The sequence below is a fragment of the Nocardiopsis aegyptia genome, from assembly GCF_013410755.1.
Taxonomy (GTDB): Bacteria; Actinomycetota; Actinomycetes; order Streptosporangiales; family Streptosporangiaceae; genus Nocardiopsis; species Nocardiopsis aegyptia.
In genome coordinates, this window is record NZ_JACCFS010000001.1 from 6,380,503 (window position 1) to 6,395,133 (window position 14,631).

Here is a 14,631-nt window from a genome sequence, read left to right on the forward strand (position 1 = left end):
AACGACATCGCGATCCCGAAGGCGTCTCCGTCGGCGCGCCTCAGCTCCAGCGCACGCGTGTGGTGTGCGAGCGCTTCCTCGGTCTGCTGGGACTGCACGCAGGCCATGCCCAGGCTCTCCCACAGGTCGGCCTCGGCAGAGCGCTGACCTTCACGTCGTGCGGCTTCGAGTCCGATGTGGACCGTGGCCGTCCATTCCTTCGACGGGGTGTGGAAGGCGAGGACGTGTCGCAGGACCCCGGGCGGATTCTAGGGGCCGTCGCAACACTGATGACCAGTTGCTCGCTTGGAGCAGATTAGCGAGGCGCTCGGCTGAGGTATCCCAGCCGAGCGTTGTGCGTGGGTACCCCCTGAGCTGGGGTGTTGCAACCACCACTAGAACCTAAGGGCGATGACGGCCCCGGTTTCTCACCCGAGATCGGTCGGACGGTCCGACGCCCGCCCTATCCGTGCAGGCGTTCCAGCGCCGACAGGACGACGCCGTCGAGGTCCTCCACCATCTCCTCCGCATCACTGGTGAAGGCGAGAACCGCGTTGAAGAGTTCCATGGCGGCTTCGGTCCGACCGGACTCCTCCAATCCGTGTACCGTCTACGGCGTTGTGCACCGCACGGGCGTATTCGTCCGCCTGGTCGTAGGGCACCGGTTCGGTGACGCGCAGCGCGCCCTCGCACAGGGCCCGCAACGCTTCCGTGTCCTGGGCCGCGACCGCTGCCCGTACCTCCAGGGCGAAACTGAGTGGATGGGAGTAGCCGGCTTCCTCCAGCAACAGCTCCACCAGTTGTTCACGGTCGAGGCCGTGCAGGTAGGACGAGATGTCGGATACCGGGGGCGCGGATTCGCCGTGTTCGCGCTCGTGCAGGTGCACCAGGCTCACCGCGACCACGTGCTTGCAGCAATTCCCCTCCTCGGCCCAGGGACAGTCGCAGCACCAGAAGAAGGCACCCTCCGTGGTGATCCGTACCCGGTAGCGCCGGTGTCCTCTCACGGTGGCGTGCACGACTCCTTCGCCCCTGCGCAGGCCGGACACCTGTCCGAGATATTCCAGGCCGCGGTCGAACGACGTGCGGCCGGCCAGGTCCAGCAGGCGTTCTCGGGAGAGTCGGAGTACGTCCATGGGCCCAGCAAAGCACAGTGGCGAGGCAACCCGCCAAGGTACACACGATCCTGCCCAGGGATCGCCAGTACGCTGTCGCACGGCCGATGAACAGAACCTGCGCCAACGAGCCGTGATGTCCACGACGCCCCGATAGCGTGGGAACGCGGCATCTACCGACGGTCGGGCTGGGCAGCGGCGAAGGAGTGTGGTGGGCCGGTGGGCGACAGGCGGACGGTGAGGGAACTGATCGCCGAGTACGCCCGGATGCGCGCTGGGCCCTTCCCCATGCGTGAAGCGGTCGCCTGGTTCGGCCGACACCATCCGCGGTTCAGTCCGAACACCGTCCGTACCCAGATCCACCAGGCCGCCTCGGCCGAGTCGGGACGCGTCCCGCTGCTGGCGCGTACCGGCCATGGTGTGTACCGCTCCGCTGTGGGCTCGAACAGCTCGGAGCCGCCGTCCACCGCTCCTCGATCGGACGCACCTTCGCCCGCTCGTCGCGCGGCTTTCCCGTCGACAGCACGTCCACGGACGGGCCCCGCCCCACACCTGCTGCTCGTGGGGTGCGTCAAGACCAAGGCCGACACGGCCATGGCCGCCCGGGACCTCTACCAGAGCACGCTCTTTCGTGAGCGCCGACGCTACGCCGAACGTTCCGGCGTGGCCTGGTACGTCCTCAGCGCCCGGTGGGGGCTGGTCGGTCCGGCGGAGGTCATTGCCCCCTACGACCTGTATCTGGGCGACCGTTCCCCGGCCTTTCGGCGGGCGTGGGGAAGCTTCGTCGCGGCGCAGCTCACCGAGCACGTGTCACTGCCGGAGGCCACCGTGGAGATCCACGCGGGCGGTCACTACGTCGAGGCGCTCCGGGGACCGCTGGTCACGGCGGGTGCCCGTGTCCACGCGCCGCTGGCCGGGCTGTCCATGGGGCGGACGCTCGCGTGGTACCAGAATCCGCCCGGCCCGGCCGGAGCGGGGGATCCGCACGAGAGTCTGGTGGAATCGGAGGCCGAGGACATCATCGCCCGACTGTCGGGACCTGAGCGGGTGGTGCCGGCGCATCTGCTGCGGACGCACTCGCGCCCGCCTGCCGAAGCGGGCCTGTACAGCTGGTGGGTGGACACCCAGGGTGCGCAGGACCTGAGCGCCGGATTGGGTAGACGGATCGATCCCGGCATCATCTACGTCGGTCAAGCCGGAGCCACACGCCAACCCAGCGGTAAGGTCTCCGACAACACCCTCTACCTGCGACTCGTCACTATGCACCTCGGCGGCAGAGCCGAGTTCTCCACACTGCGGCTCAGCCTGGCGTCCGTACTCGCCGCGCGCCTGGGTCTCACGCCCCAGCGGGAGCAGCCGTTGACCGCGTGGATGGAACGTCATCTCGGCGCGGTGACGGTCACGGTGGGGGATCGCGACCGGCTCGGGACGGTGGAGAAGCTGGTGCTGCGCCGCATGGACCCGCCACTGAACCTGGGCTCGGTTCCGGAGACACCCGTACGTCGGCGCCTGGGCGAACTGCGCCGGGCCTGGCGGGCTTCCTGACCACGTGCGGCGAAGGCCGCGGATACTCCCGGAACACTGAACGATGACGCTGAGGGGTAGGCCGTCCTCATACCGAGGATGGACGGGACGGGATCGCCATGACGACCGAACGAGCAGGGAACGCGCACGTGGAGGTCGTCGGAGTCGACGCCTGCAGCAACGGGTGGATGGCGGTCCGTCTGGTCGATGGACGCTTCACCGAAGCCCGCTTCTGCGGGCGCTTGAAGGAGGTCGCGGCGGGGGCCGACCCTGAGATCGTGGCGGTGGACATCCCGCTCGGGCTCACCGATCAGGGATGGCGGGACTGCGACCTACTCGTGAATGGCGAATTGGGCAAGCTCGGGAACAGTGTCTTTCGGATCCCGTCCCGCGCCGTCGTGGAAGTCAAGGATTACAAGAGAGCCAACGCCACGTGCAGGGAAGTGATGGGACAAGGTCTGTCCAAGCAGTCCCACGCCCTCTTCCCGAAGATCCGGGAGGCCGATCGACTCCGGCGTTCCGGTGCGCTTCCCCTGCATGAAGTGCATCCCGAAATGTCGTTCCGTGCCATGGCCGGAACGCCGTTGCAGTGGTCCAAGCGGACCTGGAACGGCCAGAGCCATCGTCGCGCTCTGCTCGCCGCTGAGGGCGTCCTTCTTCCGGATGACCTGGGCACGGCCGGTCGGGTGGCGGTCGATGACATCCTGGACGCTGCCGCCGCGGCGTGGAGCGCGCACCGCATCGCCACGGGCCGGGCGAAGTCCCTCCCCACGCCCGCGCAGTCCGGGCCCTCCGATGTGCCGATCGCGATCTGGTACTGACGCAGCCGAGCGAGTCCCCCGCAGGGGCCTGGCCGATGTCCTTGTCGTTCCCTTGACCCAGAATGGGAACAAACTGGGGCAATATGGGATATAAGACGTGCGGCGGGGCGGCGTCGCGTCGCACTCTCCTGGAGGGTGGCCTGATGGAGACCTCGCTGCAGATCCTCCTCACCGAGGAGGAGGCGTCGGCCGAACAGATCGAGGAACTGTCGGGCCGGCTCAGACGCGAACTGCTCCAGCTCGACGTGGACGACGTCACGCCGGTGCGGTCAGCGGGAGCACCGCTGGGTGCGCGTGGGTGGGACATGGCGCAGGTCGGGGCGCTGCTGGTGATCATGAACCAGTCGGTCACCGCATTGGGCGCGGTCGTCGGTGCGGTCAGGCGCTGGCGCGACCGCTGCCGGGAACGGCCGACCATCCGGCTGGAGATCGACGGCGACGTCCTGGAGATCTCCGAGACCTCTCCGGAGCTGACGGCGCGCGCGTTCGAGCTTTTCGTGGACCGCCACTCGCCCGCAGGCGACCGGCCATGAGCGACGTCGCGCGGCACGCCCTGATCGTCGCCACGGACACGTACGTGAACGACGGTCTCGACCACCTGCGCTCGCCCGGTCAGGACGCCGTGGTTCTGGCCGGTGTACTGGAGAATCCCGAGATCGGCGGATTCGTCGTCGATGTCGTGCGCAACGAGCCCGCGCACGTCATCCTTCGGCGAGTGGAGGACTTCTTCGCTGATCGCTCCAGGGAACACTCGCTGCTGCTGCACTTTTCCTGCCACGGTCTGAAGAACGCCTCGGGGGAACTCTTCTTCGCCGCCACCGACACCCTTCCCGGGCGGCTCTCCTCCACCGCGGTGCCGGCGGACTTCGTGCGCCGGTGCATGAACGAGGGGCGCTCACGCAACACGGTCCTGTTCCTCGACTGCTGCTATGGCGGAGCCTTCATGGAAGGCATGCGCACACGCGCGGGCGGAGACGCCCACGTGTTCGACTCCTTCTCCGAACGGGGTTTCGACAGCGGACGAGGATGGGCGGTGATCACCGCATCCAACGCCATGGAGTACGCCTTCGAGGGGACGGAACTGGCTGCGGACCACCAGGTGCAGCCATCGGTCTTCACCCGCGCACTCGCGGACGGACTGGCTTCGGGGGCGGCGGATCTGGACGCGGACGGACTCGTGTCGATCAACGAGGTCTACGACTTCGTCTACGACGAGGTGCGGCGGGAGAACCCGCACCAGACGCCCAGTCGCAGCGTCCACCTCCAGGGAGACCTCTACATCGCCTGCAGCAAGCGGCGCAGGACCGGGGGCGAGGGACTGCCGGAGGCCGTGAGGGAAGCCGTCTCCAGCCCTGCCGCGTTCAGTCGGCTCGGAGCCGTGCCCGAACTCCGGCGCTGCTTGGAGGACTCGGACCTGGAACTGGCGGAGGCGGCGTGCCGTGCCCTGCGCGGTCTGGTTCGCAACGACGTCAAGTCCGTTGCGGGCGAGGCCGCGCGTGCCCTCGAGGAGGTGTCGGTCCGTCCCTCGCCCGGGTCGCTCGACTTCGGTCGGGTCGGCCAGTTCCAGCCGGAACCGCATCGGCGGATCGAACTGATGGGTCCCGCGCTGGCCCACGACTGTGTCCCGCGCCCTGGTGACGACTGGATCCGTGCGCAGGCGGTCGAGGACACCGTGGACGTGTCGGTCGACACGGCTCGGCCGGGCAGACGGGAGGGCTCGCTCACGCTCGAAGGGAAGGCCGGAGAGACCGCCGTGCCCGTTCGCGTGGAGGTGGTCCCCGCGTCCGTTCCCACGACAGCGCCCCCGCCACCGTCGCTGCCCTGGCAGGCCCCGGCTCCGCGTCCGACTCCGCCGGATCGTGTGCCACGCGGACCGGTCGGCGGTGGCCCCGGGCCGATGGCCGGATCCGTTCCCTTACCTTCGCCTCGACCCGCACAGGGGCCCGCACCCGCGTCGGGGTCCGTTCCGCCTCCCGCTCCCGCGGGCTCTTCTCCCTCGCCGCCCGCACGTCACTCGTCGGCCAGCCTGAAGAGGAGGCTCGCCGCACGCACCATCGACTACGTCCTGGCGTTCCTCTTCGCGTTCGGAGCCGTCACCGTCGTCGGCACGGTGTGGACGCTCGTCGATGACAGCGACAGCTCCATGAACATCATGGCCAACATCGTGGCCACGCTGTTCTTTCTGGGCTGGGGCGTGCTTCTCTTCCTCTACGACTGGTTGTTCCTCGGACACGGTGGAGCCACCCTGGGCAAGATGCTCGTGAGCGTCAGGGTCGTGGACGCCAGGACCGGTGGGCGACCCTCTCAGCGGCAGGCGGTCAGGAGGGCCGCCCTCTTCGGCTTGCCGCAGACGATCCCGGTGCTGGGGAACCTCCTGGTGCTCATCGAGTCGCTCATGGCGCACACGGACCCCTGGACCCGAGCACCTCATGATCGGCGCGTGGGGACACTGGTCGTGCGCGTCCACAGGTAGGGGCAGCGGTCGGGTGGCCCGTGACGGACGGGTCCGGGCTTCTCGTGCTCGGCGGGTCCGTCGGTCCGCGGCCGGTGGAGGATCCGCCGGACGCCTTCCGTTCGGCACAACGCACGAACTCCGGATCGTCGCGGTCGCGCGGACTCCGGGCCGGCGGAAGTCCGCGCCGCGGGAGCCGTCCGTGCTCCCCGTGCGACGGCACCCGGCCTCTGGCCTCACCGGTCCCGACCTCGGCCTGTCCGGTCGGTGCGCAGGAGCACCCTGGACCGCCGGTCACCGGTCACCGGTCACCGGTCACAGGACGATGGTCACGAACTCCGTGTCGGCCGCGTTGCGCACCACCACCGAGGCCACGTCCTGCGGGTCGACGTCGACGAAGCCGCCGGGACGGCTGCCCGCGTCCGCGGCCTCGGCGGAGACCGTCCACGTGGCGGCGACCTCGACACGGCCGTCCGCGGTGAGGACGACCACCTCGCACTCCTCGCCCTCCGGAATACCGGTGATCAACGACTCCAGTCGCAGGCCGCTGGACTCGGGTTCCAGGCGCACCGTGGCGTTCGCCCCGGTGTCCGGGTCTTCCTGCGCGGCGATCACGGTGCCCGACGCCAGATGGGTCACCTCCGACTGCTGGGGCTCCGCGGGCGCCAGTACCCGTCCTGTGATGACCCCGGCCCCGGCGAGCACCACCCCGGCCAGGACGGCGGCCAGCGCCAGGCGCAGGGCGCGGCGGCGGCGCTGAACCGTGCGTTCGGCCCCTGCTTGCCGGATCGTGGCGTGCAGCGGGGCTCGGGCCCCCTCGGGCGGCGGACCGTCCAGGAAGGCCTCCGGGGGCAGCTCGCCCAGCGTGTCGCGGACGGCGTCCAGCTCGCGCAGCTCCGTCCGGCACGGTTCGCAACCCGCCAGGTGGGCCTCCAGCGCGGCGGCCTCGTGCGCGTCGAGGGCTCCCAGGGCGTAGGCGCCCAGCAGTTCCGGGTCGTGGGTTCCTGGCGTCATCGGACCCTCCCCTCACCCGGCGACGCACGGCGGCCGAAGCGGCGGCGCAGCGCCTGCAGTGCGTGGTACGAGCGCGACTTGACCGTTCCCGGCGGCACCCCCAGTACCCGGGCGGCCTCCGCCACACTGCGCTTGCGGAAATATACCTCGACCAGGACCGCGCGGTGGTCGGGGGAGAGGCTGTCCAGAGCGTCCATGACCACGATCGAGTCCACCACGGAATCGGCGTGGTCGTCCTGCGGCGGCTCGGTACCGGGGACGGGGGCGACCTCCGCGGGCCGTGCCTGGCGGGCCCGGGCCCGGTCGACGACGATGTTGCGCGCCACGGTCAACAGCCAGCCCCGCACCGAGCCCTTGGAGTTCACCAGCACATCGGGATTGCGCCAGGCCCGGATGAAGGTCTCCTGGGTGACGTCCTCGGACGCGGACCGGTCGCCCGTCAGGCGGGCGGTATAGGCCAGCACCGCCCTGCCGTGCTCGTCGTAGAGCGAACGGATCAGCGCCTCGTCCTCGGCTTCTCGCCGACGGCGCGAGCCCCACAGGGCCATCCGTCCCTCCCCCCCTCTGCGGTTGGTCGGCCCCAGCCTCGCGGACTCGGGCCCCGTCCGCAATCCCCGTGTCGCTCCGGGCGGAGCCGAAGGGCCTCGGGGCGGGTGAGGGGGTCTCGCCCCGCCCCGAGGCCGCGGAGTCGCGCGGAGCGCGGGGGTCAGTATCCGCTGCCGGAGTCGTCATCGTCATCGCCGGTGCCGGTGCCGTCTCCGGCGATCGCGCCGGTCGGGGTGACCGCGTACCAGACGTCGTTCACGCCGTGGCCGTTGACGTCGCCGGGGGCGCCGTCGTCGGCGTAGCGGTACAGCGCCCATCCGTTCAGGGTCACCTGGTCCAGCCGGTTCTCGCGCTCCACCGAGTCGAACAGGGAGGCGTCGAGGCCGTCGGAGAAGTCGAACTCCGACATGGCCAGGGCCGGGGGCCAGGTCTCGGCGCAGTCGTCGAAGCAGGTCGCCTCGGGCGGGTCGGCGGAGTCCTGCTCGAAGCGGTACAGAGTGAAGCCCTCGTCGTCGACGACGATCTCACCCAGCTCGGGGTCCTGCCGCACCTGGAAGCCCAGCGGGCAGTAGCCCTCGGTCCAGGGCTCATCCTGGGCCTTGGTGCCCGTCGGGCTCACGGCGTACCACTTCTCCTGCGCGCCCTCGCCGTTGGTGTCGCCGGGGGCGGCGTCGGCCGCGTGGCGGTACAGCGGCCATCCGCCCAGGGTCACCTGCTCGACGCCGTCCTCGCGGTCGATGCTGCCCAGTCGCTCGGCGCCCCCGGGAATCGTCATCTCCTCCGCCGCGGCGACCGGGATCCAGTCGTCGGCGCAGTCGTCGTAGCACGCCGAGGTCTGCTCGTCGGGGGAGTCCTCGTCGAAGCGGTACAGGGTGTGGCCGGCGGCGTCGGTGACCAACTCGCCGAGGGTCTCGTGCCCCCGCAGGGCCAGGTCCAGCACGGCGTCGGCGGGGTTGGCGTCCTCGGCGCCGTCCTCCACGGGAGACGACTCCTGCTGGGGGTCGGAGGCGTCGGCGCCGGCCGTGGCGTAGGGGTCGGCGACGCCGCACCCGGTGAGCAGGGCCAGTCCGAGCGCCCCGGCGGCCAAGGGGTAGAACTTCTTCGCGCGCATGCTCCGCGTCCCTTCCAAGGTTTCCTGTCCCGGGCTGCGATCAGAACCCGCGGTTGCTGAGTCCGGGCCCGAGGTCTCACGGTCACCAGGTACACGGATGCCGGCCGGATCCGGTTCAAAGTTTTCTCGAAAGAGTTCCCGCCCGCCCCGGGACTTTCGGGAAACGGAGTGCCCCAGGGGGGCGGCGGGCCGACCGACCACATCGCCCAGGACGTCCTCCCCCATTCGGGAGGATGCACGAACTTCGGGGGCGGGGTTTGCCGCGGGTGCGGAGAGACGGGGGCGGGATTCTTGGCGAGGATGTGGCTCGTACCAGGTGGGACGGAGTCAGGATCCGGCCCACCGTGACGTCAGGAGCCACCCCCCATGGTCGGAAGACGATGGTTCGTTCCGCTGACCGCGCTCGTCCTCGCACTGTCCGGCCCGGCCGGCGCCGCCGCCGCGCCCGCGCCGGCGGACACCGTTCCCGGCACCGCGGTTGCCGCCGCCGGCGGTTTCGGGGACCCCGGTCCCTACGCCACCGCCGTGGACGTCGGCGCGGTGACCACCCTCTACTACCCCCGCGACATCGCCGACAGCGACCGCAGACACCCCGTGATCGTGTGGGGCAACGGCACGTTCGCCTTCCCGGTGGTCTACCGGGAGCTGATGCTGCACTGGGCGAGCCACGGCTTCATCGTCGCGGCCGCCAACACCCCGCAGAGCAACCTCGGGATCTCCATGCGGGCCGGCATCGACCTGCTCGAACGCAGGGATGCCGACTCCGGCAGTGAGTTCCACGGCCGGGTCGACCTGGAGAACATCGGCGCGTCGGGCCACTCCCAGGGCGGCGCGGCCTCGATCGTGGTCGGTGACGATCCGCGGGTGGACACCATTCTGCCGATCCAGCCCGGGCCCCTGGCCGACATCGACGACGTGGACGTTCCGGCCTTCCTCATGGCCGGACAGCGCGACAGCATCGTGTTCCCCTGGCTGGTGAAGAGGTTCTACGGCGACGCCGACCACATCCCGGCGATCTACGGAGAGGTCCGCGGCGCGAACCACCTGACGGTGGTGGGCGACCCCGGGCCGTTCGCGGCGCCGACGACCGCCTGGTTCCGCCTGCACCTGATGGGCGACCAGGCGGCCTATCCGGAGTTCTTCGGACCCGACTGCGGCATCTGCACCGACGACGAGACGTGGTCGGACGTCCGCCGCAACGCTCTGGCGGACCAGTTCCCGGCCCCCGCCCAGTGACCCCCTGCTGATCGACCCCGCCCCCGGTCCTGTCGGCCGGGGGCGGTTCGCTGACCGTCCATGGAAAGGACACTGATGCACACCATCGCGAGCACCCGGCAGGGCAAGGTGCGGGGGCTGGTCCGGGACGGGGTCGCGGCCTATCTCGGCATCCCCTACGCGGCGCCGCCCTTCGGCGCCCGCCGGTTCGGCTCCCCGGCTCCCGTCGAACCGTGGGAGGGGGTGCGGGACGCGTTGGAGTTCGGGCCGACCGCGCCCCAACGCCCCTACCGGGCGCCCCTGGACCGGCTGATCCCCACGGTCGACGTCCCGGGGGACGGGTGCCTCAACCTGAATGTCTGGGCACCCGAGGGCGGTGGGGGAGCGCGGCCGGTGATGGTGTGGATCCACGGGGGCTCGCTGCGCAACGGGTCCACGGGCCTGCCGCTCTACGACGGCTCGGCGTTCGCGCGCGACGGTGTCGTGCTCGTGTCGGTCAACTACCGGCTCGGGGTCGAGGGTTTCGGAGTCTTCCCCGACGCACCCGACAACCGCGGCCTGCTCGACCAGATCGCGGCGCTGGAGTGGGTCCGCGACAACGTCGCCGCCTTCGGAGGGGACCCGGGCAACGTCACCGTGTTCGGTGAGTCGGCGGGTGCCATCAGCATCGCGGCCCTGACCACCAGCCCGCGGGCGAAGGGGCTGTTCCGCCGGGCGATCATGCAGAGCGGGCCGCCGCACACCGTCCCGCGCGGCGAGGGCGCGAGGGCGGTGCGGCTGATGGCGAAGGAGCTGGGGGTGCCCGCCACGGCCGAGGCGTTCGCGGCGGTGGACCGGGAGCGGCTGCTGGACGCGCAGGACGCGGTGGTCGGCGGGGCGGACCCGATCGGCGGCGGACCGGGCTTCCACATCGTGGTCGACGGCGACGTGGTGCCGGCCGATCCCGCGCCCGCCGACGTCGACCTGCTGCTGGGCGCCAACCGGGAGGAGTACCGGCTGTGGTTCGTGCCGACCGGGATGGTCGAGCGCGTCAACGCCCTGACGCTGCGGCTGGCGCTGCTGAGGTTCCGGATCCCCGGACGCGTGGCGCGGCTGTACCGGTCGGCTCGGCCGGGAGCCGCACCGGCGGAGATCCTCGGGGAGATGGCCACGGACAAGCTGCTGCGCGGACCCCTGAACCGGCTGGCGGACTCCCGGTTGGCCCCCTCGCACTCCACGGACCCTCAGGCCCCCCAGAACCCCTCGGCCCCTCCCGTCTCCTCGCGGCCCCGGACGTTCGTCTACGAGTTCGCCTGGCGCTCACCCGTGATGGATCTCGGTGCCTGCCACGCGCTGGAGATCGGCTTCGTCTTCGACACCCTGCGCTCCGGTGCGGAGCTGACCGGCACCGGCGCCCCACAGGCCCTGGCCGACGCCATGCACCGGGCCTGGGTGTCCTTCGCGACCTCGGGGGACCCCGGGTGGGCCGAGTGGTCGCGACGGCGGCCGGTCATGGTCTTCGACGACCCGGACTCGGGCGTGGCCTTCGCACCACGCGACGAGGAGCTGCGGGTGTGGCTCTGACCCCTGGCGCCGTACGCGCCGCACGCGTCGCACGCGTCGCACGTGCCGCACGGCCCCGGGGCCTCAGCCGAGATCGCGGACGGTGAGCGCCGCCTGGAGCAGGCGGGCCTCGGCGGGCACGGCGAAGTCCAGACCGGTCAGCGTGCTCACCCGCTGCAGCCGGTAGTCCAGGGTGTTGCGGTGGATGGACAGCGCCAGGGCGGTCTGGCGGCGGTTGTGCCCGCGGTCGACGAACACCCGCAGGGTCTCCATCAGGTAGGGGTGCTCCTCCAGCGGGTCGAGCTTGGCGGCCAGCCGGACCAGCGCGTCGCCGGGCCGGGCGAGCTGGTACTCCAACAGCACGTCGTCGAGGCGGTAGAACCCGGGCGGGCGCCCGAGCCGTTGGACCAGATCGAGCACCCGGCGCGCCTCGGCCGCCGCGGCGGGGACGGCCGCGGGGTCGGCGGCGGGCGCCCCGGCGGCGAGCAGGGGCTCGCCCACGTCGCGCGCGAGCGTGGCCACCAGATCCGGCAGGTCGGGCCGGCCCGGCAGCAGCGCGATCCCCGCCACGGGGTCCATCAGCACCGGAACACCCGTGTGGGCGTCGAGGGAGGACTGCACCAGCCTGGTCGGCGGGTCCGCGTCGAAGGCGAACGCCATGACCTCGTGCTCTCCGGCCACCGCGACCCGCGCGGCCTCCGCCGGCCCCTCGTACGGGCGGCCGTCCAGGAGAGCGGTGAGCAGGGCGCGGCGGACGCGCTTGTCCTCGCTGTTGAGGTCCTCCTGCGCCTGCTGGTGGGCGAGTACGACGGCGGGCATGGCCGTGCGCAGGCAGGTGAGCAGGTTGGCGCCCGCCTCGGCCAGCTCGCCTGGCTCGGCCGCCGCGGCCAGGCTGTGCCACCACTCCTGGGCGCCCACGAGGTAGGCGGCGGTCACGGCCTCCAGGGGAACGCGTTCCTCCGCCCGGCGGGCCGACCATTCGATGAGCCTCGTCAGGTCGCCCGGTCGCACCTCGCCGCCGTCGCGCAGGGTGCGCAGCAGCAGGGTGTGCACGGCCTCGACCGACCGCGACACCTCGCCTTCGAGGACCTGGCGCGGCAGCTCCCGGTAGTAGGGCACCTCCGCCCGGCAGCGCTCGATGACGGCCGAGGTGACGTCGGCGCTCAGGGCTGCCATGCGCAGGTGCAGGTCGGACATCCGCACATCGTCACACTGTCGAAACTCGGCCGTCAACGGCGGCCCGTCTCATCGGAGACGCGGCCGGGGCCGTGGAAACCCGCCCGCGTGCTCTGCCGGCCCTTCAGGACGCGGCGGACGGGGACACGGGCTCCCAGGTGAACCCGTCGGGGTCGGTGCAGGGACCGATGCCGCCGTTGAGCACGATCCGGTGTGATCCGCCGCCCTCGGCCGGGACGCCGGCGACCTTGGCCAGGGCGCGGCGCCGGTACAGGGACAGGCTTGACCGGGTCGTCCCCGGACTCGAACTCGACGTAGGTGCGGCCGAAGCTCTTGCCCACGGTCATGCCCCGGCCGACGTAGAACCGCTTGGTCGCGGCGACGTCGGCCACACCGAGCAGGAGCACGATGTCGTCGATCTCGCGCCTGGCGGGACCGGTGTCCTTCTTCGACGAGGTCGCGAGCTGCCAGACGGTGCCGTCGGGGGCCCGCACGACGCCGCCGTAGCCCCAGAGCGACTTCGCGGCGGGCTTGAGCGATGTGGCTCCGGCGTCGAGGGCGGCGTCGTAGAACCCCTTGGCGTCCGCGGGCTGGGACACCACGAGCGAGAGCGTGAACCCGCGGAACCCGGTCGTGGGTTCCCGCGCGGCCCGCAGGCGCACCTGTGAGTCCAGTCCGAAGGCGGTGCTGTAGAAGTGACGGGCGGCTGCGGTGTCGTCCACCTCGAGGGTGACGGATGCGATGTCGGCCATGTTCATCACGCTAGGCCCGACGCGCTGACCAGCGCTTCTCGATTCCTGACCGGTTCTGGCGTCCGCGTCGGCACCTCCCGGGGCACTCCCGCCCGCCCGGCCCGACCACGGTCCGACGCGGCGGCGGACCCGTGCCCGTGGTGCCGGCGGAACACGGGCACAGCACCATGGAGGGCATGACCCATGCCTCGTCCTCCGACCCCGCCCCCCTGACCGTGATCGACCCCGGAATCACCTTCGCGCGGCGCGGGACCGGCGACCTCCTGCTCGACCTGTATCGCCCCGCCTCCGCCGACCACCCCGTCCCGATCGTGCTCTGGGTGCACGGAGGCGGGTGGTACACCGGCGACCGGACCCAGGCGCCCGACCTCACCGACCGCGTGCGCGCCACCGGATGCGCCTTCGCGAGCATCGACTACCGGCTCTCCGGGCAGGCGTCCTTCCCCGCCCCGCTGCACGACGTGCGGGCCGCGATCCGCTTCCTGCGCGCGCACGCCGGCGAGTACGGGATCGACCCGCGGGCCGTCGCGGTGTGGGGCGGTTCCGCGGGCGGCCACCTGGCCGCGCTGGCGGGTCTGACCGGCCACCTCGGCGCCCTACCGGACGAGCAGGACACCGACGGCGACCCGTCGGTGCGGGCCGTCGTCGCGTCCTACGCCCCCGTGGACCTGGCGGCCGTGGCCGCCGAGGCGTCGGCGGGGCGTCCGGACGCGGACGCCGCGTCGTCGCCGGAGGGACGGCTGCTGGGCGGAGCACCGTCCGAGGTGCCGGCCGCGGCCCGCTACGCCTGTCCGCTGACCTGGGTGCACGCCGACGCCCCGCCCTTCCAGCTCTCCCACGGAACCTCCGACGCCCTGGTCCGGCACACCCAGAGCGAACTCCTGCACGACGCGCTGGCCGCGGCGGGTGCGTCGAGCGAGCTGTACCTGCTCGACGGTTTCGGGCACGGTTTCCTCAACCGGGCCGGCGGCCTCGACGGGCAGGCCGCCGCGGTGATGGACGACGGCCGGCTGGAGCGGGAGGGGGCGGCCGAAGCCGTGCGGCGCCGCGCGCCCGGTCCGGACTCTGCCGTCGGCACCGCCCCGGCACCTGCCCACGCCCGCACAGGTGCCCACACGGACACCCACGCCGACGCCGACGGTGAACGGACGAGGTTCGGATTCGCGACCGTGGACGACTTCCTGCGGAGACGCCTCACGGACCCGGGCCGGGACACGCCGGAGTTCGGTCGTTGAGCACGCGGCCCGGCCGCACGCCCGATGATCGACGGTGACAGGACCCCGTCACCGGATCCCGCCACACAACCCCGCCACCGGGCCACGCCGGGCGGCTCCGCCACCGGATTCGACGGAGCCGCGGTGGAACGGGTAGCCAGTGGGCGGGG

13 protein-coding genes and 1 pseudogene are annotated in these 14,631 nt (G+C 71.7%); 8 read left to right on the forward strand and 6 right to left on the reverse strand.

Features of this window, described 5'->3' with window-relative positions; translation table 11 throughout:
* Window positions 1-509: 509 nt before the first annotated feature.
* The gene (locus HNR10_RS28350; protein ID WP_246406454.1) at window positions 510-1,115 is read right to left on the reverse strand and encodes an SWIM zinc finger family protein; all 606 of its coding nucleotides are present in this window, start codon (window positions 1,113-1,115) and stop codon (window positions 510-512) included.
* A gap of 216 nt (window positions 1,116-1,331) precedes the next feature.
* Between HNR10_RS28350 and HNR10_RS32250 the strand changes: the two are divergent.
* The 5 genes and pseudogenes from HNR10_RS32250 to HNR10_RS31855 all read left to right on the forward strand — a co-directional run.
* Window positions 1,332-1,511, forward strand: a pseudogene (locus HNR10_RS32250) (DUF7669 domain-containing protein); the annotation flags it as partial.
* A gap of 144 nt (window positions 1,512-1,655) precedes the next feature.
* The gene (locus HNR10_RS28355) at window positions 1,656-2,639 is read left to right on the forward strand and encodes a DUF6884 domain-containing protein (protein WP_179828832.1); all 984 of its coding nucleotides are present in this window, start codon (window positions 1,656-1,658) and stop codon (window positions 2,637-2,639) included.
* Window positions 2,640-2,737: 98 nt separating this feature from the next.
* Window positions 2,738-3,439 carry a DUF429 domain-containing protein gene (locus HNR10_RS28360; RefSeq protein WP_179828834.1) on the forward strand — a complete coding sequence of 234 codons (702 nt, stop codon included), beginning with the start codon at window positions 2,738-2,740 and terminating at the stop codon, window positions 3,437-3,439.
* Window positions 3,440-3,582: 143 nt separating this feature from the next.
* Entirely contained in the window at window positions 3,583-3,972 is a 390-nt protein-coding gene (locus HNR10_RS28365) for an effector-associated constant component EACC1 (protein ID WP_179828836.1), read from the forward strand.
* The gene (locus HNR10_RS31855) at window positions 3,969-5,912 is read left to right on the forward strand and encodes a caspase, EACC1-associated type (RefSeq protein WP_179828838.1); all 1,944 of its coding nucleotides are present in this window, start codon (window positions 3,969-3,971) and stop codon (window positions 5,910-5,912) included. The genes HNR10_RS28365 and HNR10_RS31855 overlap by 4 nt, the downstream gene beginning before the upstream one ends.
* 294 nt (window positions 5,913-6,206) lie before the next feature.
* Here the strand turns inward: HNR10_RS31855 and HNR10_RS28375 are convergent, their stop codons facing one another.
* The 3 genes from HNR10_RS28375 to HNR10_RS28385 all read right to left on the reverse strand — a co-directional run bounded on the left by HNR10_RS28375 (window position 6,207) and on the right by HNR10_RS28385 (window position 8,562).
* Complete coding sequence (locus HNR10_RS28375) at window positions 6,207-6,905, reverse strand: zf-HC2 domain-containing protein (protein WP_179828840.1); 699 nt, start codon at window positions 6,903-6,905, stop codon at window positions 6,207-6,209.
* On the reverse strand, window positions 6,902-7,453 hold the full coding sequence (locus HNR10_RS28380) for a sigma-70 family RNA polymerase sigma factor (protein ID WP_179828842.1): 552 nt from the start codon (window positions 7,451-7,453) through the stop codon (window positions 6,902-6,904). Before HNR10_RS28380 ends, HNR10_RS28375 begins: the two co-directional genes overlap by 4 nt.
* Window positions 7,454-7,611: 158 nt before the next feature.
* The gene (locus HNR10_RS28385) at window positions 7,612-8,562 is read right to left on the reverse strand and encodes an SCO0930 family lipoprotein (RefSeq protein WP_179828844.1); all 951 of its coding nucleotides are present in this window, start codon (window positions 8,560-8,562) and stop codon (window positions 7,612-7,614) included.
* Between the two features lie 366 nt (window positions 8,563-8,928).
* Between HNR10_RS28385 and HNR10_RS28390 the strand changes: the two genes are divergently transcribed.
* Complete coding sequence (locus HNR10_RS28390) at window positions 8,929-9,798, forward strand: alpha/beta hydrolase family protein (RefSeq protein ID WP_179828846.1); 870 nt, start codon at window positions 8,929-8,931, stop codon at window positions 9,796-9,798.
* Window positions 9,799-9,873: 75 nt separating this feature from the next.
* Entirely contained in the window at window positions 9,874-11,340 is a 1,467-nt protein-coding gene (locus tag HNR10_RS28395; protein WP_179828848.1) for a carboxylesterase/lipase family protein, read from the forward strand.
* A gap of 63 nt (window positions 11,341-11,403) precedes the next feature.
* Here HNR10_RS28395 and HNR10_RS28400 read toward each other — a convergent pair whose 3' ends face one another.
* Together HNR10_RS28400 and HNR10_RS28405 are read right to left on the reverse strand one after the other, a co-directional pair.
* Window positions 11,404-12,516 carry a PucR family transcriptional regulator gene (locus tag HNR10_RS28400; protein WP_179828850.1) on the reverse strand — a complete coding sequence of 371 codons (1,113 nt, stop codon included), beginning with the start codon at window positions 12,514-12,516 and terminating at the stop codon, window positions 11,404-11,406.
* Window positions 12,517-12,548: 32 nt separating this feature from the next.
* Entirely contained in the window at window positions 12,549-13,247 is a 699-nt protein-coding gene (locus HNR10_RS28405; RefSeq protein ID WP_312889439.1) for a VOC family protein, read from the reverse strand.
* Window positions 13,248-13,423: 176 nt separating this feature from the next.
* Here HNR10_RS28405 and HNR10_RS28410 point away from each other — a divergent pair, with 176 nt between their 5' ends.
* Window positions 13,424-14,482: an alpha/beta hydrolase gene (locus HNR10_RS28410; protein WP_179828853.1), complete on the forward strand. Its 1,059-nt coding sequence runs from the start codon at window positions 13,424-13,426 to the stop codon at window positions 14,480-14,482.
* The last annotated feature ends 149 nt before the right edge of the window (window positions 14,483-14,631 follow it).

Bases quoted from the DNA above. Each gene is read 5' to 3' on its own strand.
- HNR10_RS28395 (WP_179828848.1), top strand. From the start codon at position 9,874: ATGCACACCATCGCGAGCACCCGGCAGGGCAAGGTGCGGGGGCTGGTC.
- HNR10_RS28380 (WP_179828842.1), bottom strand. From the start codon at position 7,453: ATGGCCCTGTGGGGCTCGCGCCGTCGGCGAGAAGCCGAGGACGAGGCG.
- HNR10_RS28360 (WP_179828834.1), top strand. From the start codon at position 2,738: ATGACGACCGAACGAGCAGGGAACGCGCACGTGGAGGTCGTCGGAGTC.
- HNR10_RS28365 (WP_179828836.1), top strand. From the start codon at position 3,583: ATGGAGACCTCGCTGCAGATCCTCCTCACCGAGGAGGAGGCGTCGGCC.
- HNR10_RS28400 (WP_179828850.1), bottom strand. From the start codon at position 12,516: ATGTCCGACCTGCACCTGCGCATGGCAGCCCTGAGCGCCGACGTCACC.
- HNR10_RS28385 (WP_179828844.1), bottom strand. From the start codon at position 8,562: ATGCGCGCGAAGAAGTTCTACCCCTTGGCCGCCGGGGCGCTCGGACTG.
- HNR10_RS31855 (WP_179828838.1), top strand. From the start codon at position 3,969: ATGAGCGACGTCGCGCGGCACGCCCTGATCGTCGCCACGGACACGTAC.
- HNR10_RS28390 (WP_179828846.1), top strand. From the start codon at position 8,929: ATGGTCGGAAGACGATGGTTCGTTCCGCTGACCGCGCTCGTCCTCGCA.
- HNR10_RS28410 (WP_179828853.1), top strand. From the start codon at position 13,424: ATGACCCATGCCTCGTCCTCCGACCCCGCCCCCCTGACCGTGATCGAC.
- HNR10_RS28405 (WP_312889439.1), bottom strand. From the start codon at position 13,247: ATGGCCGACATCGCATCCGTCACCCTCGAGGTGGACGACACCGCAGCC.
- HNR10_RS28375 (WP_179828840.1), bottom strand. From the start codon at position 6,905: ATGACGCCAGGAACCCACGACCCGGAACTGCTGGGCGCCTACGCCCTG.
- HNR10_RS28350 (WP_246406454.1), bottom strand. From the start codon at position 1,115: ATGGACGTACTCCGACTCTCCCGAGAACGCCTGCTGGACCTGGCCGGC.